The sequence below is a fragment of the Bradyrhizobium sp. 41S5 genome, from assembly GCF_011516665.3.
Classification (GTDB): Bacteria; Pseudomonadota; Alphaproteobacteria; order Rhizobiales; family Xanthobacteraceae; genus Bradyrhizobium; species Bradyrhizobium quebecense.
This window is the reverse complement of sequence record NZ_CP083721.1, coordinates 6,588,616-6,613,042: the sequence shown is the minus strand read 5'-3', so window position 1 is coordinate 6,613,042 and position 24,427 is coordinate 6,588,616. Positions and strand designations below refer to the sequence as shown.

The 24,427-nt window shown below is 64.4% G+C and carries 20 protein-coding genes; 19 read left to right on the top strand and 1 reads right to left on the bottom strand.

The window, feature by feature from the left end:
* The first annotated feature begins 212 nt into the window (after positions 1-212).
* From HAP47_RS31765 to HAP47_RS31750, 4 genes are all read left to right on the top strand, one after another.
* Positions 213-1,319 carry an efflux RND transporter periplasmic adaptor subunit gene (locus HAP47_RS31765; RefSeq protein ID WP_173641184.1) on the top strand — a complete coding sequence of 369 codons (1,107 nt, stop codon included), beginning with the start codon at positions 213-215 and terminating at the stop codon, positions 1,317-1,319.
* 134 nt (positions 1,320-1,453) lie between these two features.
* A complete protein-coding gene (locus HAP47_RS31760) occupies positions 1,454-4,591 on the top strand; it encodes an efflux RND transporter permease subunit (RefSeq protein WP_173641185.1) in 3,138 nt (1,045 codons plus the stop codon).
* A 21-nt stretch (positions 4,592-4,612) separates the two neighbouring features.
* Positions 4,613-5,221, top strand: a complete 609-nt coding sequence (locus tag HAP47_RS31755; RefSeq protein ID WP_173641186.1) for a TetR/AcrR family transcriptional regulator — start codon at positions 4,613-4,615, stop codon at positions 5,219-5,221.
* 162 nt (positions 5,222-5,383) lie between these two features.
* Positions 5,384-6,007 (top strand): flavin reductase family protein, encoded by a 624-nt coding sequence (locus HAP47_RS31750; protein ID WP_173641187.1) that lies wholly within the window; start codon positions 5,384-5,386, stop codon positions 6,005-6,007.
* 24 nt (positions 6,008-6,031) lie between these two features.
* Here HAP47_RS31750 and HAP47_RS31745 read toward each other — a convergent pair whose 3' ends face one another.
* Complete coding sequence (locus HAP47_RS31745) at positions 6,032-6,379, bottom strand: hypothetical protein (RefSeq protein ID WP_173641188.1); 348 nt, start codon at positions 6,377-6,379, stop codon at positions 6,032-6,034.
* A gap of 170 nt (positions 6,380-6,549) precedes the next feature.
* On the opposite strand from HAP47_RS31745, the gene HAP47_RS31740 reads away from it, so the two are divergent.
* The 15 genes from HAP47_RS31740 to HAP47_RS31670 all read left to right on the top strand — a co-directional run bounded on the left by HAP47_RS31740 (position 6,550) and on the right by HAP47_RS31670 (position 24,287).
* The gene (locus tag HAP47_RS31740) at positions 6,550-7,815 is read left to right on the top strand and encodes an SMP-30/gluconolactonase/LRE family protein (RefSeq protein WP_173641189.1); all 1,266 of its coding nucleotides are present in this window, start codon (positions 6,550-6,552) and stop codon (positions 7,813-7,815) included.
* 269 nt (positions 7,816-8,084) lie between these two features.
* Positions 8,085-10,352 carry an acyl-CoA dehydrogenase gene (locus tag HAP47_RS31735; protein ID WP_173641190.1) on the top strand — a complete coding sequence of 756 codons (2,268 nt, stop codon included), beginning with the start codon at positions 8,085-8,087 and terminating at the stop codon, positions 10,350-10,352.
* A complete protein-coding gene (locus HAP47_RS31730; protein WP_173641191.1) occupies positions 10,352-11,635 on the top strand; it encodes an acetyl-CoA C-acetyltransferase in 1,284 nt (427 codons plus the stop codon). Before HAP47_RS31735 ends, HAP47_RS31730 begins: the two co-directional genes overlap by 1 nt.
* A 2-nt stretch (positions 11,636-11,637) precedes the next feature.
* Positions 11,638-13,734, top strand: coding sequence for a 3-hydroxyacyl-CoA dehydrogenase NAD-binding domain-containing protein (locus tag HAP47_RS31725; protein ID WP_173641192.1), 2,097 nt, complete (start codon positions 11,638-11,640; stop codon positions 13,732-13,734).
* Between the two features lie 89 nt (positions 13,735-13,823).
* Positions 13,824-14,177, top strand: a complete 354-nt coding sequence (locus HAP47_RS31720; RefSeq protein ID WP_231169018.1) for an acyl-CoA thioesterase — start codon at positions 13,824-13,826, stop codon at positions 14,175-14,177.
* Between the two features lie 168 nt (positions 14,178-14,345).
* A complete protein-coding gene (locus HAP47_RS31715) occupies positions 14,346-14,540 on the top strand; it encodes a hypothetical protein (protein WP_163161526.1) in 195 nt (64 codons plus the stop codon).
* Between the two features lie 81 nt (positions 14,541-14,621).
* Entirely contained in the window at positions 14,622-15,296 is a 675-nt protein-coding gene (locus HAP47_RS31710) for an HAD family hydrolase (RefSeq protein ID WP_173641194.1), read from the top strand.
* A gap of 145 nt (positions 15,297-15,441) precedes the next feature.
* Positions 15,442-16,272, top strand: a complete 831-nt coding sequence (locus HAP47_RS31705; protein WP_092124510.1) for a DeoR/GlpR family DNA-binding transcription regulator — start codon at positions 15,442-15,444, stop codon at positions 16,270-16,272.
* Between the two features lie 341 nt (positions 16,273-16,613).
* Positions 16,614-18,158: a glycerol-3-phosphate dehydrogenase gene (gene glpD, locus HAP47_RS31700; protein ID WP_173641195.1), complete on the top strand. Its 1,545-nt coding sequence runs from the start codon at positions 16,614-16,616 to the stop codon at positions 18,156-18,158.
* The gene (locus tag HAP47_RS31695; RefSeq protein ID WP_173641196.1) at positions 18,155-19,294 is read left to right on the top strand and encodes an ABC transporter ATP-binding protein; all 1,140 of its coding nucleotides are present in this window, start codon (positions 18,155-18,157) and stop codon (positions 19,292-19,294) included. The genes glpD and HAP47_RS31695 overlap by 4 nt, the downstream gene beginning before the upstream one ends.
* 12 nt (positions 19,295-19,306) lie before the next feature.
* Positions 19,307-20,392, top strand: coding sequence for an ABC transporter ATP-binding protein (locus HAP47_RS31690; protein ID WP_173641197.1), 1,086 nt, complete (start codon positions 19,307-19,309; stop codon positions 20,390-20,392).
* Entirely contained in the window at positions 20,392-21,294 is a 903-nt protein-coding gene (locus tag HAP47_RS31685) for a carbohydrate ABC transporter permease (RefSeq protein WP_092124514.1), read from the top strand. The genes HAP47_RS31690 and HAP47_RS31685 overlap by 1 nt, the downstream gene beginning before the upstream one ends.
* On the top strand, positions 21,294-22,100 hold the full coding sequence (locus tag HAP47_RS31680) for a carbohydrate ABC transporter permease (RefSeq protein WP_021075985.1): 807 nt from the start codon (positions 21,294-21,296) through the stop codon (positions 22,098-22,100). Before HAP47_RS31685 ends, HAP47_RS31680 begins: the two co-directional genes overlap by 1 nt.
* Before the next feature lie 9 nt (positions 22,101-22,109).
* Positions 22,110-22,436 carry a DUF2160 domain-containing protein gene (locus HAP47_RS31675; RefSeq protein WP_097672938.1) on the top strand — a complete coding sequence of 109 codons (327 nt, stop codon included), beginning with the start codon at positions 22,110-22,112 and terminating at the stop codon, positions 22,434-22,436.
* Between the two features lie 108 nt (positions 22,437-22,544).
* The gene (locus tag HAP47_RS31670) at positions 22,545-24,287 is read left to right on the top strand and encodes an ABC transporter substrate-binding protein (RefSeq protein WP_173643029.1); all 1,743 of its coding nucleotides are present in this window, start codon (positions 22,545-22,547) and stop codon (positions 24,285-24,287) included.
* Positions 24,288-24,427: the final 140 nt, after the last annotated feature.

The following is a 24,427-nucleotide window of genomic DNA, read 5'->3' as shown; positions in this document are numbered from 1 at the left end:
AGTTTCCAATGAGGTATAACTGAGAAAAAATGCGATATTTTAGGAACAAGTGAGAACCAATGAGAACATAAAGTGATCGTTCACTGTATGTTGTCAGCGAGTCTACTCGTCAACTGGCCGGCTTCACTAATATGTGTCTTATGACGAATGTTGACATTCATCAGTGATAAATCGATACTCTTCATCAGTCGTCAGCCCGATGGAGATTTCAGATGTTCGTTCGTTCCGTTTTGTCGAGCTATTACAGGCTCTTGACCGGAGCAACGCTGGCTTTCGCGGTGTTCGCGCTGACCGGCTGCAATGAAAAGGCAGCCGAAAACGCCGATCCCGGACGCCCCGTTCTGGTGGCGACCGTCCATTACGAGGCCGAAACGCCTGAGCGCAGCTTTGTCGGCACCATCAAGCCCCGTATCGAAGCCGATATGGGCTTTCGGGTCGCCGGCAAGGTGGCCAAGCGGCTGGTCGAGGTCGGACAGACAGTCGACGTCGACCAGCCCTTGGCCACCCTCGATGAGGTCGATCTGAAGCTGCAGGCCGAGCAGGCGGAGGCGGAATTCCGCGCCGCCACCGGCGTGCTGGCGCAGGCCGCGGCCGCCGAGCAGCGCGCCAAGGACCTGAAGGCCAAGGGCTGGGCCACCGATGCGGCGCTCGATTCCGCCAAGGCCGCCGGCGACGAGGCGCGGGCGCGGCTGAACCGCGCCGAGCGCTCGGTCGAGCTGACCAAGAATTCCCTCTCTTATGCAACGCTTGTGGCCGACACGAGGGGTGTCGTCACCGCGACCATGATCGAGCCCGGCCAGGTGGTTGCCGCGGGCCAGGCTTCGATCCGTGTCGCCCGACTTGGCGAGAAGGAAGCTGTCGTCGCGATCCCCGAGACGCTTCTCGCTCGTGCCAGGTCGGGCGTTGCCACGGTGACGCTGTGGTCGGATGCCAAGAAGACCTACGCCGCCAGGCTGCGCGAGGTCGCGCCGCAGGCCGATCCCGCCACCCGCACCTATCTCGCGAAGTTCTCGCTGCCGGACGCCGACGAGGCCGTCTCGCTCGGCATGACCGCGACCCTGACCCTGGCCGACAAGGCGACCGAGCGGGTCGCCAAGCTGCCGCTGTCGGCGCTGTACAGCCAGGGTGGCGATCCCTCGCTCTACATCGTCGATGACAAGGGCGAGGTCGCGCTGAAGCCGGTCAAGGTGAAGGCCTATGAGAGCAACAACGTCGTCATCTCCGGCGGCGTCGACGATGGCGCCAAGGTGGTCGCCCTCGGCGTGCAGAAACTCGATCCGAGCCAGAAGGTCCGGGTCGTCTCGTCGCTGTCGTTCTGATTGGTCGTTGTTCCGTCATTGCGAGCGAAGCGAAGCAATCCATCTCGCAGCAAGACAGGTGTGGATTGCTTCGTCGCTAACGCTCCTCGCAATGACGGCCGTGGCGATAACGGTTTGGGGATTTGGAGACTGACATGAAGCGCTTCAACCTTTCGGCCTGGGCGGTCAGCCATCCGACGCTGGTGCTGTTCCTGATGATCATCCTCGGCGCCGCCGGCTTCTTCTCCTACGAGAAGCTCGGCCGGGCCGAGGATCCGTTCTTCACCGTCAAGGTGGTAAACGTCTCGGTGATGTGGCCGGGCGCGACCTCGCAGGAAATGCAGATGCAGGTCGCCGATCCGATCGAGAAGAAGCTGCAGGAGCTGCCGTTCTTCGACAAGGTGCAGACCTATTCCAAGCCGGGCTTCACGGCGATGCAGGTCTCCTTCAAGGATTCGACCTCGCCGAAGGACGTGCCCTATCTCTTCTACCTGCTGCGCAAGAAGCTGGTCGACGTGCAGGGCGAGCTGCCCTCCGGCATCCTCGGCCCCGTGGTCAACGACGAATTCTCCGACGTCGATTCGATCCTCTATATGATGACCGGCGACGGCGCCAATTACGCGCAGCTCAAGAAGGTCGCCGAAGGCTTCCGCCAGCGCCTGCTGAAGGTGCCGGGCGTCACCAAGATCGACCTCTACGGCACCCAGGACGAGCGCATCTTCGTCGAGTTCTCGCATGCCAAGCTCGCCACGCTCGGCATCACGCCGCAGGCGTTGTTCGACTCGCTCGCCAAGCAGAACAATGTCACGCCGGCCGGCACGGTCGAGACCTCCTCGCAGCGCGTGCCGCTGCGCGTCACCGGCGCGCTCGACGGCGTCAAGGCGGTTGCCGAAACGCCGGTGGAGAGCAACGGCCGCGTGTTCCGGCTTGGCGATATCGCGACCGTCAGCCACGGCTATGTCGATCCGCCGAGCTTCAAGGTGCGCCAGGAAGGCAAGCCGGCGCTCGGCATCGGCGTCGTCACCGCCAAGGGCGCCAATATCCTCGAGCTCGGCAAGGAGGTCCAGCAGGCGACCGCCGAGTTCCTGAAGGCGGTGCCGCAGGGCGTCGACATCCAGCAGATCGCCGACCAGCCGAAGGTGGTCGAGCACGCCGTCGGCGAGTTCGTGCACTCCTTCGTCGAGGCGCTCGCCATCGTGCTGTTCGTCTCCTTTGTCGCGCTCGGCTGGCGCACCGGCATCGTGGTGGCACTCTCGGTGCCGCTGGTGCTCGGCATCGTCTTCATCGTGATGAACGCGATGTCGCTCGATCTGCACCGCATCACGCTCGGCGCGCTGATCATCGCGCTCGGCCTTCTGGTCGACGACGCCATCATCGCGGTCGAGATGATGGTGGTGAAGATGGAACAGGGCTGGGACCGCATGAAGGCGGCGTCCTTTGCCTGGGAATCTACCGCGTTTCCGATGCTCACGGGAACGCTGGTCACAGCCGCTGGCTTCCTCCCCATCGGCTTTGCCAATTCGGCGGTCGGCGAATATGCCGGCGGCATCTTCTGGATCGTGGCGATCGCGCTGGTCGCCTCCTGGTTCGTCGCGGTGATCTTCACGCCCTATATCGGCGTCAAGCTGCTGCCGAACATCAAGGTGCACCAGAACCACGATCCGCACGCGATCTACGAGACGCGGATGTATCGGGCCTTGCGCAGCGTGGTGCAGTGGTGCGTCGATCACCGCATCAAGGTGGTGGCGGCGACCGTCGGCGTCTTCGTGCTTTCGATCGTGGGCTTCGGCCATGTCCAGCAGCAGTTCTTCCCGCTGTCGGAGCGGCCCGAGCTGTTCCTGCAGCTCCGTCTGCCCGAGGGCACGGCCTTCAACGTCACCGAGAAGGCGGTGAAGCAGGCCGAAGGGCTGTTGAAGGACGACCAGGACATCCAGACCTATACCGCCTATGTCGGCCAGGGCTCGCCGCGCTTCTGGCTCGGCCTCAACCCGCAGCTGCCGAACGAGGCCTTTGCCGAGATCGTGATCCTCGCCAAGAACGTCGAGGCGCGCGAGCGCGTCAAGGCCAAGATCGAGCAGGCCGCCGCCGACGGCGCGCTGAACGAGGCGCGGGTCCGGGTCGACCGCTTCAACTTCGGTCCGCCGGTCGGTTTCCCGGTCCAGTTTCGCGTGATCGGGCCCGACGCCAACAAGGTGCGCGACATCGCCTACCAGGTGCGCGAGGTCATGCGCCAGAACAAGAACGTCAAGGACGTTCAGCTCGACTGGAACGAGCAGTCGCCTTACCTGAAGCTGGCGGTCGACCAGGATCGGGCGCGCGCGCTCGGCCTGACCCCGCAGGATGTCTCGCAGGCGCTGGCGATGCTGATCTCGGGTGCGCCGGTCACCACCATCCGCGACGGCATCGAGAAGGTCGGCGTGGTCGCCCGCGCGGTGCCGTCCGAGCGACTCGATCTCGGCCGCGTCGGCGATCTCACCATCACGTCACGCAATGGCGTCGCCGTGCCGCTGCAGCAGATCGCCAAGATCGAATATGCGCATGAGGAGCCGATCCTGTGGCGGCGCAACCGCGACATGGCGATCACCGTGCGCTCCGACGTCGTCGACGGCGTGCAGGCGCCCGACGTCACCAACCAGATCTCGCCGAAGTTGAAGGACATCCAGGCGCATCTCGAGCCGGCCTACCGGATCGAGCCGGGCGGCGCGTTCGAGGAATCCGCCAAGGGCAATGCGTCGATCTTTATCCTCTTCCCCGTGATGGTGATGGTGATGCTGACGCTGCTGATGATCCAGCTGCAAAGCTTCTCGCGCCTGACGCTGGTGTTCCTGACCGCGCCGCTCGGCATCGTCGGCGCTTCGCTCGGGCTGAACGTCGCCAACCAGCCGTTCGGCTTCGTGGCGCTGCTCGGCCTGATCGCGCTCGCCGGCATGATCATGCGCAACACGGTGATCCTGGTCGATCAGATCGAGAGCGACGTGTCCTCCGGCCTGACCCGGCGCGAGGCGATCGTCGAGGCCACCGTCCGGCGCGCCCGGCCGGTGGTGCTGACCGCGCTCGCCGCTATCCTCGCCATGATCCCGCTGTCGCGCTCGGCGTTCTGGGGCCCGATGGCGATCACCATCATGGGCGGCTTGTTTGTTGCGACTTTCCTGACCTTGCTGTATCTGCCGGGCCTTTACGCCCTCTGGTTCCGCAAGACCTTGGACGAAAGCGGCCCCGAGCAAGTCAATACTGCGCCGCAGCATGCCGGTGAGGGACAACTCGCATTTCCACTTGCTGAGGCGGCCGAATAATTGAAGATTGAGCAGGCCAACATGACACTGATCTCGGAACATAGCGAAACCGACACCCGCGAGCGGATTCTCGTGGTGGCGGAGCGCTTGTTCCGGCAGATCGGCTATCAGAAGACCACGGTCGCCGACATCGCCAAAGAGCTGCGGATGAGCCCGGCCAATGTGTACCGCTTCTTCGATTCGAAGAAGGCGATCCACGAAGGCGTGGCGCGCGGCCTGATGGGCGGGGTCGAGGTTGAGGCCCAGCGCATCGCGCGATCGGAAGGGCCAGCAGCGGCGCGCATGCGCCAAATGATGAAGACGATCAATCGCATGAATACCGAGCGCTATGTCGACGATTCCAAGTTGCACGAGATGGTCGAGATCGCGATGCAGGAGGATTGGCAGGTCTGCGTCACCCATATGGAAACGATCGGCCACACCATCGGCGAGGTGATCGCGCAAGGCGTGGCGACGGGCGAGTTCGAGGTCGACGACCTCGAAGTCGCCGCGCTGTGCGCCGGCACGGCGATGATGCGGTTCTTCCACCCGCAGATGATCGCCCAATGCGCCACCAAGCCGGGCCCGACCATCGACCAGATGATCGATTTCGTGATCGCCGGCCTGTCGCCGCGCATCCGCGCCAATTGAGCGCCGGCACTGACGTTTTCGTCAGTTGACTCTTCCCGCATTGCAAGCGAAGCGAAATCGTAGCCCGGATGGAGCGCAGCGCAATCCGAGAATGCTTCCACGTGTGAGACGAGTCCCGGATTGCGCTGCGCTCCATCCGGGCTACCGTGAGAGGGGCCCAGCGTGACCGCCAAAGACCTGCATTTCTACGAGCCGAAGAACGGCCACGGCCTGAAGCACGACCCGTTCAATGCCATTGTGGCGCCGCGGCCGATCGGCTGGATCTCCTCGCGCGACAAGGGTGGCAACGTCAACCTCGCGCCCTACAGCTTCTTCAACGCCTTCTGCTATGTGCCGCCGATCATCGGCTTTTCCTCCACCAACTGGAAGGACAGCGTCGCCAACATCCAGGACACCGGCGAGTTCGTCTGGAACCTGGCGACGATGGATCTCGCCAAGCACATGAATGCGACCGCGGCGCATGTCGCGCGCGATGTCGACGAGTTCAAGCTCGCAGGGGTGACGCAGGTTGCCGGCAAGCTCGTCAACGTGCCGCGCGTTGCCGAGAGCCCGGTGTCGTTCGAATGCAAGGTGAGCCAGATCATCCAGCTCCAGGGCGCCGACGGCAAGAAGGCCGAGGCCTGGCTGACGCTCGGCGAGGTGGTCGCCGTCCACATCGACAAGGCCTTCATCAAGGACGGCGTCTATCAGACCGGTCTCGCGCACCCGATCGTCCGCGCCGGCCGCCGCGGCGACTATTTCGAGATCAAGCCGGAAAACATGTTCGAGATGATCCGGCCGGATTGACGCGGGCCGACTGGCGGAAAGCTCTCACGAGATGGTGCCTGATCGGCTCGCGCGGAGGCGCATAAGGTAAGTGAATGTCTTCCGTTTAAGCGAGTCGGAAGCAGGCAAGATCGTGACCATCTTGCCTTTCTTGGTACCGATAAAGACGTAGATCCCGGCGCTGTCGACCTTGGCGCAATAGACGGCGGTACCGTCCGGCCGCTCTTCTACAAGATGCGCCCGGCGCTTTCTGATATCGGTTGCAAACTTTGCAAACTCGCCAGGAGCGAGGACGATTCCGTAACGCTCCAAGAGCCTGCGGTGCAAATGCCAATGTTCCGATGGGATTGATGCTCCGTCCCATCGCGGATCGAAATAGTTGCTTACCGTCATTAGCCGTCAATCCCCCAACCGGCTTGCCAGTATCGTGCAAAATCGATCATCTTGCCATGCCGCGAAGTTGGCGTTGCCACGAAACCGTCACTCGCAACCTCCGAGCGAGCGGTCTAACCTCCCGCGCGCCAGGCCGGATCAACGGCCGGCCAGCACAATGGGAGGATGCGATGACACGCCAGGAGCGGAGCGGTCCAAAAGGCGCGCAGAACGGTCAGAAGGAAGAGCGGCGCGATCCGAACGTTTCACGTCGAACACTCGTCCAGGGATTGGCGGTGGGGGCGGCCGCTGCCGCAGCCGGCGTCGGCAGCGCGCTGGCTCAGAACGCGCCCGCACCGGTCGGACCGCCGACAACCATCACCAGCCCGCCGCGCGACTTCAGTCCGCGCGGTGCGCCGACCACCTATTTCTGGGACCCCGACATCATCGCGGTCGATCCGTCCTTCAACGACCTTGCCCAGCCCAACACCTCGATCAAGCGCCTCTTCACGGGTGTGCTGTGGGCGGAAGGCCCGGCCTGGAGTTCGCAGGGCCGCTATCTCCTGTGGAGCGACATCCCGAACAATCGGCAGATGCGCTGGTCGGAGGATGACGGCCATGTCAGCGTGTTCCGCATGCCGTCGAACTACTCGAACGGCAATTCGTTCGACTTCCAGGGCCGCCAGCTCTCCTGCGAACATCTGACCCGCCGGGTGACGCGCTACGAGAATGACGGCACTGCGACTGTGCTTGCCGACAACTATCAGGGCAAGCGGCTGAACTCGCCGAACGACATCGTCGCGCATCCCGACGGCAGCTATTGGTTCACCGATCCGCCCTATGGCGGCCAGCTCTACGAGGGCGAGCCTGACGCGGCAGGCGGACCGGGCAATTCCGCCGGCAAGCTCAATCCGCGGATCGGCCAGCCGGCGGGCTTCGTGGCGGCCAAGCGCGAGCTGCCGACCAATTGCTATCGCATCGATCCCTCGGGCCGCGTCGATCTCGTGGTGGGCGAGGACCAGGTGCCGGATCCGAACGGCCTCTGCTTCTCGCCGGACTACAAGAAGCTCTACGTCGTCTCGACCGGCAAGGGGCCGGGCGACACCGGCCCGGGCGGCAAGGGCGACGTCTTCGTGTTCGATGTCGGCGCCGACAACAAGCCCGTCAACGGCAAGCGGTTCAGCGATTTTACGATCGACGGCGTGAAGTGCGGACCGGACGGCATCCGCTGCGACGTGAACGGCAATGTCTGGTGCTCGAGCAATGCCGGCCGCGCGGTCGGTTACAACGGCGTGACGGTGTGGTCGCCGGAAGGCAAGCTGCTCGGCCGCATCCGGCTGCCCGAGGTCTGCGGCAACATCACCTTCGGCGGCCCCAAGCGCAATCGCCTGTTCATGGCCGCAAGCCAGTCGCTCTACGCGGTCTATACCGCGACCCAGGGCGCCGGGCCGGCCTAGCCGCGATCTTTACTCCACCTCTCCCCAGCGGGGAGAGGTGGACTTCCGCTGCGGCGCCCGTTCGACATGGCGCACCGCGATCTAAGCGCCGGCGCCCCCCGCTACCTGATTGTCGCAGCTCAGCTTTCGGAACTGAACGCGCGGCCTGCCGTTAACAAACGGCGGCCTGGCCGCGTCAATTTCGCTTTATTTGCAGGGCGAAGTGTTCACCCGTGACCGGCACTTTCCGATAATATCAGCTACCCGCGCCGATCCATGAGGACCCCACCATGAGCTTCCGCCGCGATTACCTTTCCAAGCCGATCTTCTCCTGGGCGCGTGGTGTGCTGCCGACCATGTCGGACACCGAGCGCGAGGCGCTGGAAGCCGGCGACGTCTGGTGGGACGCCGATCTCTTCACCGGCAATCCCGACTGGTCGAAATTGCTGGCGTTCGCGCCGGCCAGATTGACCGACGAGGAGAACGCCTTCCTGCACGGTCCGGTCGATGAGCTCTGCGCGATGCTCGACGAGTGGAAGATCATTTGGGAATGGCGCGATCTGCCGCCCGAGGTCTGGGCCTTCATCAAGGCGAAGAGATTCTTCGGCATGATCATCCCGAAAGAATTCGGCGGCCTCGGCTTCTCGCCCTATGCGCATTCCGAAGTGGTGCGCAAGATTTCCTCGCGCTCGCTGACCGCGGCCGTCACCGTGATGGTGCCGAACTCGCTCGGGCCGGGTGAACTCCTGATGCGCTTCGGCACCAAGGAGCAGCAGGACAAATGGCTGCCGCGCCTGGCTGCCGGCCACGACATTCCCTGCTTCGGGCTGACCAGCCCGGAGGCCGGCTCGGATGCCGCCTCGATGATCGACACCGGCATCATCTGCAAGGGCAATTTCGAAGGCCGCGAGGTGCTTGGGCTCAAGCTCAATTGGCACAAGCGCTACATCACGCTGGGGCCAGTGGCGACGCTGCTCGGCCTCGCCTTCAAGGCCTATGATCCCGATCACCTGGTCGGCAGCGAGGAAGAGCTCGGCATCACGGTTGCGCTGATCCCGACCCATCTGCCCGGCGTCTCGATCGGCCAGCGTCATCTGCCGGCGATGCAGGTGTTCCAGAACGGCCCGAACTGGGGCCGCGATGTCTTCATTCCGCTCGACTACATCATCGGCGGCCAGGAGCGCCTGGGGCAGGGCTGGAAGATGCTGATGACGGCGCTCGCCGCCGGCCGCGGCATCTCGCTGCCGTCGCTGTCGGCCGCCGGCGCCGCCTACGCCGCGCGCACCACCGGCGCCTATGCCCGCATCCGCGAGCAGTTCGGCATTTCTATTTCCAAGTTCGAGGGCATCGAGGAGCCGCTCGCGCGCATCGCCGGCACCGCCTACCTGCTCGACGCCGCGCGGCGGCTGACCTGCGCCGCGCTGAACGAGGGGCATCACCCCGCCGTCATCTCAGGGATCATGAAGCTGCACGCCACCGAGCGGATGCGGATCGCGATCGACGACGCCATGGACATCCATGGCGGCAAGGGGGTGATCGACGGGCCGCAGAACTATCTCGGCGGGCTCTACCGCTCGGTACCGGTCGGTATCACGGTCGAGGGCGCCAACATCCTGACCCGCAATCTGATCGTGTTCGGACAGGGCGCAATCCGCGCGCATCCTTATCTCTTGCAGGAGATGAACGCGCTCAGCGAGAGCGATCGCGACAAGGGCCTGGCTGCGTTCGACACCGCGTTCTGGAAGCATGTCGGCCACAGCTTCGCGACCATGTTCCGAGCCTGGGGCCGCAGCTGGACCTTTGGCCTGTTCGCACCAGCGCCGGATGCCGGTGATGCAACGGAGTTCTATCGCCAGCTCTCGCGCTATTCATCGGCGTTCGCGCTGTGCGCCGACATGGCGCTGCTCACCCTCGGTGGCGCATTGAAGCGCAAGGAAATGCTCTCAGCGCGCTTCGGCGACATCCTGTCGGAGCTTTACTTGCTTTCTGCCGCGCTCAAACGCTGGCAGGACGAGGGGCGGCAGAAGGAAGATCTTCCCGCGCTCCAATGGTGCATGGCATCCGGCTTCAAGACCATCGAGAACCGCTTTGCGGAGATCCTCGCCAATCTGCCGAACCGCCCGGTGGCATGGATGCTGAAATTCCTGATCCAGCCGTTCGGCGCGCGCGTCACGGGGCCGTCGGACAGCGTCGTGCATCTCTGCGCACAACTCGTGATGTCGCCGTCGGCGGCACGCGACCGCCTGACGCCGGATCTCGCCTTTGTCGAGGATGACGGCGGCATCGCGCGGCTGGAAAGGGCCTTCCGCCTCGTCACCGAGTCCGAGGATGCGGCCAAGCAGCTGCGCGCGGCGCGGCTGCATGACTGGAAGGAGGCCGTCAAGAAAGGCGTCGTCACCGAGGCCGACGGCGAGAAGCTCGCCGCAGCCCATGAGGCCGTGGCCAAGGTCATCGAGGTCGATGATTTTGCGCCCGAGGCGCTATCCCCGATTTACAAGAAAACCGCCGACGTGCATCAGTTCTTCCAGGAGCTTGGTGAGCAGAGGGCGGCGAGCTGATGGCGCGACCAGTCTTTATCGTCGACGGCAGCCGGACGCCGTTCCTGAAGGCGCGTTCCGGTCCCGGCCCGTTCACCCCGGTCGATCTCGCCGTGCAATGCGGCCGGCCACTGCTGGCGCGGCAGCCTTTCGCGCCCACCGCTTTCGACCAGGTCATCCTCGGCTGCGTCAACGTGATCGCCGACGAGATGAACCCGGCGCGGGTCGCAGCCCTCCGGCTCGGCATGGGCGAGCAGATGGTCGCCTTCACGGTGCAGATCAATTGCGGCTCCGGCATGCAGTCGATCGACACCGGCTATCGCTATATCCGCGAGGGCATCTCCGATTTGATCCTCGCCGGGGGCGCCGAGGCGTTGAGCCACGCGCCGCTGGTCTGGCCGAATTCCGGCGTGCGCTGGTTTGCCGGCTTTGCCGGCGCCAAGGGCATCGGTGCCAAGATCGCCGCGGCGCTGAAGGTGAGGCCGAGCTACTTCAAGCCGATCATCGGCCTCGAGCGCGGGCTGACCGATCCCATCACCGAGCTCAACATGGGCCAGACCGCCGAGAAGGTCGGCCATCTCTTCGGCATCACGCGCGCGCAGTCCGATGCTTACGCCGCCGAGAGCCATCAGCGGCTCGCCAACGCGCAGAAGCAAGGCTTCCTCAAGGGCGAGGTCGAGACCGCGTTCTCCCGCGACGGCAAGTTCTACGATCATGACGATGGCGTGCGTCCGGACTCGACACCGGAGACGTTGGCAAAGCTGAAGCCGGTGTTCGAGCGCCCGTGGGGTCAGGTCACCGCCGGCAATTCCTCGCAAATCACCGACGGCGCATCCTGGGTGATTCTGGCATCCGAGACCGCGGTGGCAAAGCATGGGCTGACGCCGATGGCCGTGATCCTCGACAGCCAGTGGTCGGCGCTCGATCCGTCGATCATGGGCCTCGGTCCGGTGCTGTCGGCGAGCGCACTGCTCAAGCGCAACGGGCTGACCTTGCAGGAAGTCGAGACCTGGGAGCTGAACGAGGCTTTTGCGACGCAGGTGCTCGGCTGTCTCGCAGCCTGGAACGACGACAAATTCTGTCGCGAGATTTTGGGGCTCGACGGCGCGGCCGGCGAGATCGACCGCGCGAAGTTGAACGTCGACGGCGGCGCGATCAGCCTCGGCCATCCCGTCGGCACCAGCGGCAACCGCATCGTGCTGCATCTGGTCAATGCGATGAAGCGGCTCGGCACCAGGCGCGGCGTCGCCACCGAATGCATCGGTGGCGGGCAGGGCGGCGCGATGTTGATAGAGACGGTGTGATCATGGATTCACGGATCATGGACGTTCTCGCCGATCGCGTGCTCGAGCTCGGGCCGAAGCCGGCCGCCGACAGCCCCTACAGGAATTTCAAGCTCACGCGCGACGAGGACGGCATTGCCTGGCTGCTGTTCGACCGCGCCGGCACCAGCGCCAACACGCTGTCCGCCGATCTGCTCGAGGAGCTCGATGCCGTTGTCGCGGCGCTGGAGAAACAGCGGCCGACCGGCCTCGTGGTGCGCTCCGCGAAAAAGAGCGGCTTCATCGCCGGAGCCGACGTCAATGAATTTCGCGGCGCCAGCGACCCGCGGGCGGTCGAGACCGAGATCGGCCGCGCCCATGCGGTGATCGACCGGCTCGAGGCTCTGCGCGTGCCCTCGGTCGCCGTGATCCACGGTTTCTGTCTCGGCGGCGGCCTCGAGGTCGCCCTGGCCTGCCAGATGCGGATCGCGATCGACGATGCCAGATTCGGTTTCCCCGAGGTGATGCTCGGCCTGCATCCCGGCCTCGGCGGCACCGTGCGCTTCACCGAGCTGGTCAACCCGATGCAGGCGATGACCTTGATGCTGACCGGCAAGACGATCGACGCGCGCCGCGCGAAGTCGCTCGGCCTGGTCGACGCGGTCACCCAGGAGCGTCATGTCCGCAACGCGGTGAAGGACGCGGTGTTCGGCCGGCTGAAGCGAGCCAAGCCCGGCATGCTCAACGCGATCCTCAATCTTGGTCCGGTCAGGGGCTTGCTTGCCTCACGGATGCGCAGCGAGGCGGAGAAGGCCGCGCCGCGCAAGCATTATCCGGCGCCCTATGCGCTGATCGAGCTCTGGGAGAAGCACGCCGGCAACCGCTCGGCGATGCTGAATGCGGAGAAGGCCTCCTTCGCCAATCTGATGGTGACGCCGACCGCGCAGAATCTGATCCGCGTGTTCTTCCTGCGCGAGCAGATGAAGAAGGCGGCCGGCAGCGGCAACAAGGTGCAGCACGTCCATGTCATCGGCGCCGGCGCGATGGGCGGCGATATCGCGGCCTGGTGCGCCAGCCAGGACATGCGCGTCACGCTCGCCGACATGAAGGCCGAGCCGATCGGGGGCGCGATGAAGCGCGCCGCCGAGCTGTTCGGCAAGATCATGCGCAAGCGCACCGACCAGCGCGACGCGCTGGACCGGCTGATCCCCGACATGGATGGCGAGGGCGTCCGCAACGCCGATCTGATCATCGAGGCGGTGCCGGAGAAGCTCGAGCTCAAGCAGAAGGTCTATGCCGGCCTCGAGCCGAAGATGAAACAGGACGCGATCCTCGCCACCAATACGTCGAGCATTCCCTTGCAGGATCTGCGCACCACGTTGGCGCGGCCGGAGCGGCTGCTCGGCCTGCATTTCTTCAACCCGGTGTCGCGGCTGCAGCTCGTCGAGGTCATCAGCCATGACGGCACCGATGCCGCGATGCTCAAGGAAGCGCGCGCGTTTGTCGGCGCCATCGATCGCCTGCCACTGCCGGTGAAGAGCTCGCCGGGCTTCCTCGTCAACCGTGCGCTGACGCCCTACATGCTGGAAGCGATGATGATGCTGGACGAGAAGACCGACCAGCGTCTGATCGACGCGGCCGCCGTCGAGTTCGGCATGCCGATGGGGCCGATCGAGCTCGCCGACCAGGTCGGTCTGGATATCTGCCTCGATGTTGGCGACATGCTGCGCTCGAAGTTTGGCGACACCTTGCCGCCGACGCCGGCCTGGCTGCGCGAAAAGGTCGCCAGGGGTGAGCTCGGCCGCAAGACCGGCAAGGGCTTCTACACCTGGAAGGACGGCAAGGCGGAGAAGGCGCCGCTGCCGGAGACCGGTCCGAAAGTCAGCGACGAGATGATCGACCGCCTGGTGCTGCCGATCTCCAATGTCTGCGTTGCCGCCTTGCGCGAGGGCATCGTCGACGACCCCGATGTGGTCGACGGCGCGATGATCTTCGGCACCGGCTATGCCCCATTCCGCGGCGGCCCGCTCAACTATGCGCGCACCCGCGGCGTCGACAGCGTCGTATCCGCGCTGCGCGCGCTGACGCAGAAATTCGGCGATCGTTTCGCACCCGACGCAGGCTGGGAGACCTTCAAGTGACCGATACCCAAGCGCCTGAAACTCTTGCTCACGCACCGCCGATCAGCGGCAACGAGCCGCAGGGCGATCTCTGCATCCGCACGCTGGCGATGCCCGCCGACACCAATGCCAATGGCGACATCTTCGGCGGCTGGCTGCTCAGCCAGATGGATCTCGGCGGCGGCGTGTTCGCCTCGAAGGTGGCGAAGTCCCGCACCGTGACGGTGGCGATCGAAGCGATGAACTTCCGAAAGGCGGTCTATGTCGGCGATCTCGTCTCGGTGCACGCCAACCTCGTTCGTGTCGGCCGTACCTCGATCACCGTGCATCTCGAAGCCTGGGTGCTGCGCCGCCGCGAGCAGCAGTCGATCCTCGTCACCGACGGCAATTTCACCTACGTCTCGATCGACGATCAGGGCCGTCCGCAACCGATCCAGCGCGATGGTGCAACGATTTCGACCTGACGTCTTTCGCGCGAAAAGCGCCGCTGATTCGGTGCGAGAGAAAACGCGTCGAAACTGAGACCGGAGCGCCCCTCGATTGCAAAAAAGCGGCGCTTCGCTTCGCAAAGAACTCAAGGAACAAACGGGCGGCGATGCCGTTGTCGGCTCGGAATCAAACCGAGGCCGACAATGTCAGACTGCTACGTCATCGAAGTAAGTTCACAGACCGCGGGTATCGTGGTGCGCGATACCGGTGGTTACGCATTTTTCGCGGCGTCGCACCGCTTCCAAGCCCTGGAGGGTCAGATCTTCCGCAACGCACGCGAGGCCGAGCGCGCGGCGCGACGGCTTGTCACCGGCCAGGATCTGCAATTGGCCTCCTGATGAGGAGCCACGCGGCCCGCCGTTTGCGCGCGCCGCGAGAGTCTGTATTGATGCATCCGAACTCACGGAAACTGTTTTCGGATGTCGCAGACACAAGGCAGAGCACTGCTGTTCGATATCGACGGCACGCTCGCCGACACCGATCCGCTGCATCTGGCAGCGTTCAATCGGGTGCTCGGCCCCCATGGACACAGCTTTGATCACGCGCGCTTCGGCAAGGAGCTGCAAGGCTTCTCCAATGCGTCGATCGGCGAGCGTTTCCTCGCCCACGAGCCGGCTGACCGCCGCGCCGGCATCCTTGGCGAGAAGGAGCGGATCTTCCGCGAATTGGTCTCCGGCCAGATCGTGCCGGTGCCGGGATTGATAGCGCTGCTCGACCGGGCCGATCGCGCCGGCGTGCCGATGGTGGCGGTGACCAATGCGCCGCGCCCGAACGCCGAACTGCTGCTATTGGGACTGGGTATCGCGCACCGTTTCAAGGCTGTCGTGATCGGCGATGAACTGGCGCACGGCAAACCGCATCCATTGCCGTATCTCGAGGGGCTGCGCCTCGCAGGCGCGTCGGCGCAGGCTTCGCTCGCGTTTGAGGATTCGCGCTCCGGCATCCAGTCCGCGACGGCGGCCGGCATCGCGACGATCGGGATGCGAACCGGGCTCGGTCATGCCGATCTGCTCGCGGCCGGCGCCGTCGCCAGCGCGGCGGCATTCGACGATCCGGAATTGATTCGCCTTGTTGCTTCGGCCATGGCTTGGTGAGGAAATGGCTTGGTGAGGCATTGTGCCCAAACGTCGCCGGCTCGACATTGCTGCAACGCAGTCCTTAACCCCGTCGATGCTAGCTCGTTGACCTCCGTGCCGAACGGTCGCACCATGGGTCATTCGCCGTTTCAAGGGGGCCGCCGTGGCCGGACTCTCCCATCGCCAGACTGAAATCCTCAACATCGCACGCGCATTCGGCCGGGTCATGGTCGAGGACCTTGCCAAGCGATTCGAGGTGTCGGCGCAGACCATCCGCAAGGACCTCAACGATCTCTGCGACGAGCGGTCGCTGACCCGCATCCATGGCGGCGCGATCATCGCCTCGGGTGTCGAGAACCTCGCCTATGAGGCGCGCCGCTTCGTCGCCGCCGAGGAGAAGAAGGCGATCGGCGCCGCCGCGGCCGCGCGGATTCCGAACGGCTGCTCGCTGTTCATCAATATCGGCACTACCACGGAAGAGGTCGCCAGCGCGCTGACCTCGCATGAGGACCTGCTGGTCATCACAAACAACCTCAACGTCGCGATGCTGCTGTACCGCCATCCGCGCATCGAGGTGGTGGTGGCCGGCGGCACGGTGCGCCGCGCCGACGGCGCCGTGGTCGGCTCCACGGCGACGCAGCTGATCGGCCAGTTCAAGGTCGATTACGCGATCATCGGCGCGTCGGCGATCGACGAGGAGGGCGCGCTGCTCGACTTCGACTATCGCGAGGTGCAGGTGGCGCAGGCGATCATCGCCAACGCGCGCAACGTGATGCTGGTATCCGATGCGACCAAGCTCCGCCGCAGCGCGCCGGTGCGGATCGCCCATATGAGCCAGATCCAGACCTTCGTCACCGATTCGCCCTTGCCCGCAGGCCTCGCCAACATCTGCCACAGCCGCGGCATCGAGGTTGTCGTCGCGATGGACAAGCCGCAGGCCGATATCGACGACAACGGCGCCGACGCCGCACCCGCGACGCTGCGCAGCGCTTAGTCGATCTCAACGATATCGCCGCTGTCGGCCCATCGTCCCCACACAACAACTCTCACCGTCACCTTGAGGTGGCCGCTTCTTCAGCGGCCCTCGAAAGATAAACGGCCACACTGGGGCCTCGCACCCTTCGAGGCTCACTCCACTCGCACCTCAGGGTGACGGGTTAAGTGATAGCGCGGGGTCAGGTCGGGTGAGCCTGTCCACCATTCCGCACGCAGTCCGCCCAAAAAATCCCCAGCCAAAGTTCCCCATTTTCACTTTGCTTTCGTTTTTGGTTGTGATCTATTCGAATCCGAAAGTAAAACCGTCAAAGCGAAAACGGTTGCCGGGGGAAGCGTTCTTTGGACCGAATTTACGACCTCGCTATCATTGGAGGCGGCGTTAATGGCTGCGGCATCGCGCGCGATGCGGCGGGCCGGGGCAATTCTGTTTTCCTCTGTGAAATGAATGACTTGGCCAGCGGAACGTCGTCCTGGTCGACCAAGCTCGTACATGGCGGCCTGCGCTACCTCGAGTATTATGAGTTTCGTCTGGTGCGCGAGGCGCTGATCGAGCGCGAGATCCTCTGGCAGATCGCGCCGCATATCATTCGTCCGCTGCGTTTCGTCTTGCCGCACCATGCGGGCCTGCGCCCGGCCTGGCTGCTGCGGCTCGGCCTTTTCCTCTACGACCATATCGGCGGCCGGCACCTGCTGCCGGCGACGCGCTCGGTCGACCTGACGCGCGACGTGGTCGGCAAGCCGCTGATCCCCGGGCGCTACACCAAGGGCTTTGAATATTCCGACTGCTTCGTCGACGACGCGCGGCTGGTTGCGCTGACCGCGCGCGATGCCGCCGATCGCGGCGCCGAGATTCGCACCCGCACCCGCGCAGTCGAGATCAGGCAGGTCGACGGCGTCTGGCATGTCACGGTCGAGGACGGCGCCACCGGCGCGCGTGACACCATCAAGGCGCGCGTGCTGGTCAATGCCGGCGGTCCCTGGGTCGAGCAGGTGCTGGCCACCGGCGCCGGCGTCAACGCGCGGGCCAAGGTGCGGCTGGTGCAGGGCTCGCATATCGTCGTGCCGAAACTCTACGACCACGACCGCGCCTACATCTTCCAGAATGCCGACGGCCGCATCATCTTCGTCATTCCCTACCAGAACGATTTCTCGCTGATCGGCACCACCGATCGCGACTATGACGGCGATCCGGCCGAGGTGAAGGCGACGCGTGAGGAGATCGAGTATCTCTGCGCCTCCGCCAGCGAATACCTTGCCAAGCCGGTGAAGCCCGAGGACGTGGTCTGGAATTACTCCGGCGTGCGTCCGCTCTATGACGACGGTGCGAGCGAAGCCAAGGCCGCAACCCGCGATTACGTGTTCGAGCTCGATACGCCGGGCGGTGCGCCGCTGCTGTCGATCTATGGCGGCAAGATCACCACCTATCGCCGCCTCTCCGAAGAGGCGCTGGAGCGGCTGTCGCCCTATCTCCGCGGAGCGAAAGCGCAGGAGGGCTGGACCGGCAAGGCGCCGCTGCCCGGCGGCGACATGGATGTCTCCGCGGTCGCGGCGCTGAGCGCCGAGCTGGTTCGCAACTATCCGTTCCTCTCGCAGTCCCACGCCAACCGTCTCGCCCACGCCTATGGCACACGCGCCAGCAAGGTCTTGGGCAATGCAGCAACGGCTGATGATCTCGGCCGCTCTTTCGGCGCCACCTTGACGGAGACTGAAGTCCGGTACCTGATGGCGAACGAATGGGCGCGGACCGCGGACGATGTCGTCTGGCGACGATCCAAGCTGGGCTTGCGGATGACGGCGGGTGAAATCGCCGCGCTCGACGAGTGGATGATCGCCAACCGCGTGTCCGGTGAACGTCCCCTCCGCGAAGCGGGAGGACGGGCATGAGCGTTACACTGCAGAACGTCACGCGAACCGTGGATGGCGTTCAGACCATCCGCGATGTTTCGCTGACGCTGGAGCGTGGCACGCTCAGCGTGCTGCTCGGGCCGACGCTGTCGGGCAAGACCTCGATCATGCGGCTGCTCGCCGGCCTCGACAAGCCGACCACCGGCCGCGTGCTGGTCGACGGCAGGGACGTCACCGGCGCCGACGTGCGGCAGCGCTCGGTGGCGATGGTCTATCAGCAGTTCATCAACTATCCCTCGCTGACGGTCTACGAGAACATCGCCTCGCCGCTGCGGGTGCAGGGCAAGCCGAGGGCCGAGATCGAGCAGCGGGTGGCCGAGGCGGCCAGCCTGTTGCGGCTCGAGCCCTATCTGAAGCGGACGCCGCTGCAGCTCTCCGGCGGTCAGCAGCAGCGCACCGCGATTGCGCGCGCGCTGGTCAAGGGCGCCGACCTCGTGCTGCTCGACGAGCCGCTCGCCAATCTCGACTACAAGCTGCGCGAGGAATTGCGCGCCGAGCTGCCGCGGATCTTCGAGGCATCGGGTGCGATCTTCGTCTATGCCACCACCGAGCCGTCGGAGGCGCTGCTGCTCGGCGGCGACACGGTGTGCATGTGGGAAGGCCAGGCGCTGCAGATCGGCGCAACGCCGAAGGTCTACCGCCATCCCGACACGCTGCGTGTCGCGCAGGTGTTCTCCGATCCGCCGCTCAATATCATCGGCATCGAGAAGAAGGGTGACCGGGTGATCTATGCCGGCGGCGAGCAGGCGCCCGCGGCCGGGCTGTATGCCAATCTGCCTGACGGCACGTACGAGATCGGCTTCCGTGCGCACCAGCTCGAGGTCGGAAGCGTCGCGCCCGGCCGCCACAAATTCTCCGCCACCGTGACGGTCACCGAGATCACCGGGTCGGAGAGCTTTGTGCACGTTCACGTCCACGATTCGAACTGGGTCGCGGTGCTGCACGGCGTGCACGAATATGAACCCGGGCAGGTGCTTGAAGCCGCGCTCGATCCCGAGAATATCTTTGTGTTTGACGCCGCCGACCGCCTGGTCGCGTCGCCCGCGACCGCGTTTGCAAGCGAATTGTATGGCAGTTCGCTTGCGGCTCGCGCGTCAGCCAGCAAGAGCAATTGAGGGAGATGCCCGATGGCTCGCATTGACCTCGTCGATCTCGCGCAATCCTACAGCGGCAATGACGCGCCGCTGGAATCCTTTGCGCTGAAACCGGTGACGATGACCTGGCGGCAGGGCGGCGCCTACGCGCTGCTTGGGCCCTCCGGCTGCGGCAAGACCACGCTATTGAACCTGATTTCCGGGATCGTGACGCCGTCGCGCGGCAGGATCCTGTTCGACGGCCAGGACATCACGCCGCTGTCGACGCAGAAGCGCAACATCGCGCAGGTGTTCCAGTTCCCGGTGATCTACGACACCATGACGGTCGGTCAGAACCTGGCCTTCCCGCTGAAGAACCGCGGCGTCGCGAAGGCCGAGGTCGATGCGCGGGTCAGGCAGATCGCCGATTTGCTCGACCTCACACCGTACCTCAATCGCAAGGCGACGCGGCTCACCGCCGACGCCAAGCAGAAGATCTCGCTCGGCCGCGGCCTGGTGCGCTCCGACGTCGCCGCCGTGCTGTTCGACGAGCCGCTGACGGTGATCGATCCCGAGCTGAAATGGCAGCTGCGCTCCAAGCTGAAGGCGCTGCATCGCGAACTCGACCTCACGATGATCTACGTCACCCACGACCAGACCGAGGCGCTGACGTTTGCCGATACCGTCGTCGTCATGCATGACGGCCGCGTGGTGCAGAGCGGCACGCCGGCCGAATTGTTCGACAAGCCGGCGCACACCTTCGTCGGCTATTTCATCGGCTCGCCCGGCATGAACATCGTGCCCGCCGAGGTCAGTGGCCACGAGGCGCGGATCGACGGCCATGTCATCGGCCTGCATCGAAACTATGGTGTGCTGCCGGCCGGCAAGAAGATCGAGATCGGCGTGCGGCCTGAATTTGTCGATGTCGCGGCACCCGCGTCCGGGCTGCTGTCGGCCACCATCGAGCGGATCGACGATCTCGGCCGCATCCAGTTCGCCCGCGTCCGTGTCGGCAACACCAAACTCGCGGCGCGCGTGCCCCCCGGCTTCTCGATCTCCGGCGATACCGCCGGCCTGATCTTCAATCCCGCCAACGTCCACGTCTATGCCGACAGCCACTTGGTCGAAGGGGTCGCCTGATGGACAAGACCATCAACCAAAAAGCCTGGTTCCTGGTGCTGCCGGTGTTCCTGGTAGTCGCGTTCTCGGCGGTGCTGCCGCTGATGACCGTCGTGAACTATTCGATGCAGGACACCTTCGGCAACAACCAGTTCTTCTGGAACGGCGTCGGCTGGTTCAAGGAGTTGCTCGATCCCTCGACCGATCTCGGCGGCCGCTTCCTGGCCTCGCTCGGCCGCAACCTGTTCTTCTCCGCCGTGATCCTTGCGATCGAGGTGCCGCTCGGCATCATCGTTGCGCTGTCGATGCCCCGCGAGGGCTGGAGCGTCGCGGCCTGCCTCGTCATCCTCGCGCTGCCGCTCTTGATTCCGTGGAACGTGGTCGGCACCATCTGGCAGATCTTCGGCCGTCCCGATATCGGCCTGCTCGGCTATGTGCTGAACCACCTCGGCTTCAACTACAACTACGTCTCCAATGAGGTCGACGCCTGGGTCACGGTGATCGTGATGGACGTCTGGCATTGGACCAGCCTCGTCGCGCTGCTCTGCTACGCCGGCCTGAAGTCGATCCCCGACGCCTACTACCAGGCGGCGCAGATCGACGGTGCCTCGCGCTGGGCGGTGTTCAAGGCGATCCAGCTGCCGAAAATGAACCGCGTGCTGCTGATCGCGGTGCTGCTGCGCTTCATGGACTCGTTCATGATCTACACCGAGCCGTTCGTGGTCACCGGCGGCGGTCCCGGCAACTCGACGACCTTCGTCTCGATCGAGCTCGTCAAGATTGCGCTCGGCCAGTTCGACCTCGGGAAGGCCGCGGCGCTGTCGCTGGTCTACAATTTGATCATCCTGATCGTGTGCTGGGTGTTCTACACCGTGATGACCAATGCCGGCTCCGAGCGTCCGGTCAAGGAAGGAGCGGCGTGATGCATTCGATCCCCGGCCGCCGCCTGATCATGGCGCTGTTCCTGATCTTCCTGCTGTTGCCGATCTACTGGCTCGTCAACATGAGCTTCAAGACCAACGCCGAGATCGTCTCGACGATGACGCTGTGGCCGCATACGCCGACGCTGCAGCACTACCGGCGCATCTTCACCGACGAGAGCTGGTACTCGGGCTACATCAACTCGCTGGAATATGTCGTCATCAACACCGTGATCTCGATCGCGGTGGCGTTGCCGGCGGCCTATGCATTCTCGCGCTACCGCTTCCTCGGCGACAAGCACCTGTTCTTCTGGCTGCTGTCCAACCGCATGGCGCCGGCGGCGGTCTACGCGCTGCCGTTCTTCAACCTGTACTCGGCGATCGGCCTGTTCGATACGCCGTGGGCGGTTGCGCTCGCGCACTGCATCTTCAACGTGCCGCTGGCGGTGTGGATCCTCGAAGGCTTCGTCTCCGGCGTGCCGCGCGAGATCGACGAGACCGCCTTCCTCGACGGCTATTCGTTCCCGCGCTTCTTCATCAAGATCCTGGTGCCGCTGATCGCGAGCGGCATCGGCGTCGCCGCGTTCTTCTGCTTCATGTTCTCCTGGGTCGAGCTGCTGCTGGCGCGCACGCTGACCTCGGTGCAGGCCAAGCCGATCGCCGCGATCATGACGCGCACCGTCTCGGCTGCCGGCATGGACTGGGGCCTGCTCGCCGCGGCCGGCGTGCTCACCATCATCCCCGGCGCACTCGTGATCTGGTTCGTCCGCAACTACATCGCGCGCGGCTTCGCGCTCGGCCGGGTCTAGGAGGCGCTCATGGACAGCATCGCATGGATGGCATGGACCTGGCCCACTGCGGTCTTCTTCGTGCTGCTTGCCTCTACGCTCGGGATGATGACCTGGCTCGCGATCGCCTATCCCGAGGCGGAGCGGGTCGGCGTGCTGCGCATTCCGACCACGCGCGGCGACCGTCTGTTCGTCTCGCTGGTTCTGGCGGCGGTGATCCACCTGCTGTGGATCGGCCTCGTCGGCACCGATCCGATTTTCACCCTGCCGATCGGGGAGGGCGTCGAGATTTCGAGCCTGTGGCTCGGAACGGTAATTTCGCTTCTTTCAGCCGTGGTGATTTTTCGCACCGTCTGAAGAACGCGAAAAAGAGCAGATCCGGGGTCTACCCGGGCCTGATTTAGTCGCTGCAACCGGAGGAATCTAATGCGACATTTACGAATGACTAAAGATAAGCTTTTGACGATGACCAGCGCGGTCGCGCTCGTCGCAGCATCGGTCACTCTTGTCGCGCCGGCCCGCGCCGACGAGGCGGCCGCCAAGAAGTGGATCGACAGCGAATTCCAGCCGTCGACCCTCTCCAAGGACGACCAGATGAAGGAGATGCAGTGGTTCATCAAGGCCGCCGCCCCCTTCAAGGGTATGGAGATCAACGTCGTCTCCGAGACCCTGACGGTGCACGAATATGAATCCCGCACGCTCGCCAAGGCGTTCGAGGAGATCACCGGCATCAAGGTCAAGCACGACATCATCCAGGAAGGTGACGTCGTCGAGAAGATCCAGACCCAGATGCAGTCCGGCAAAAACGTCTATGACGGCTGGATCAACGACTCCGACTTCATCGGCACCCACTTCCGTTACGGCCAGGCCGTCGACCTGACCGAGTGGATGAAGGGCGAAGCCAAGGACGTCACCGATCCGATGCTCGACGTCGACGACTTCATCGGCAAGTCGTTCACGACCGCACCGAACGGTCACCTCTACCAGCTGCCCGACCAGCAGTTCGCGAACCTCTACTGGTTCCGCTACGACTGGTTCACCAACCCGGAATACAAGGCCAAGTTCAAGGCCAAGTATGGCTACGATCTCGGCGTGCCCGTGAACTGGTCGGCCTATGAAGATATCGCCGACTTCTTCACCAACGACGTCAAGGAGATCAACGGCGTCAAGGTCTACGGCCATATGGACTATGGCAAGAAGGACCCCTCGCTCGGCTGGCGTTTCACCGACGCCTGGCTGTCGATGGCCGGCAACGGCGACAAGGGTCTCCCGAACGGCCTGCCGGTCGACGAATGGGGCATCCGCATGGAAGGCTGCCGTCCGGTCGGCTCGTCGGTCGAGCGTGGCGGCGACGTCAACGGCCCGGCGGCGGTCTATTCGATCGTCAAGTATCTCGACTGGATGAAGAAGTATGCTCCGCCGCAGGCGCAGGGCATGACCTTCTCCGAGTCGGGCCCGGTGCCTTCGCAGGGCAACATCGCCCAGCAGATATTCTGGTACACCGCCTTCACCGCCGACATGGTGAAGCCCGGGATCGCCGTGATGAACGCGGACGGTACGCCGAAGTGGCGCATGGCTCCGTCGCCGCACGGCTCGTACTGGAAGGACGGCATGAAGCTCGGCTACCAGGACGTGGGTTCGGCCACGCTGCTGAAGTCGACCCCGGTTGATCGCCGCAAGGCGGCCTGGCTCTACCTGCAGTTCATCGTCTCCAAGACGACGAGCCTGAAGAAGAGCCAAGTCGGTCTCACCTTCATCCGTGAATCCGACATCTGGGACAAGTCGTTCACCGAGCGCGCGCCGAAGCTCGGCGGTCTGATCGAGTTCTACCGTTCGCCTGCGCGCGTGCAGTGGACCCCGACCGGCAACAACGTGCCTGACTATCCGAAGCTCGCTCAGCTCTGGTGGCAGAACATCGGCGATGCGTCGTCCGGTGCGAAGACGCCGCAAGCTGCGATGGACGCGCTCGCCGCGGCCCAGGATTCGGTGATGGAGCGTCTTGAGAAGTCAGGTGTGCAGGGCGCCTGCGGACCGAAGCTGAACAAGAAGGAAACCGCCGAGTACTGGTACAAGAAGGCCGAGAAGGACGGCACCATCGCTCCGCAGCGCAAGCTCGCGAACGAGAAGCCGAAGGGCGAAACGATCGACTACGACACGCTGATCAAGTCGTGGCCGGCGAGCCCGCCGAAGCGCGCCGAAGCTAAGTAAGGCGGTAAGGCTTGACCGCCACGCCATCCGCAAACTGCAAAAGGCCGGGAGCAATCCCGGCCTTTTTTTTGCTGGATCGACGGCTGTGGAGACCGGTTCAGGATTGTGCTCAAATGACGCGATGAGATCATATGCGTCTG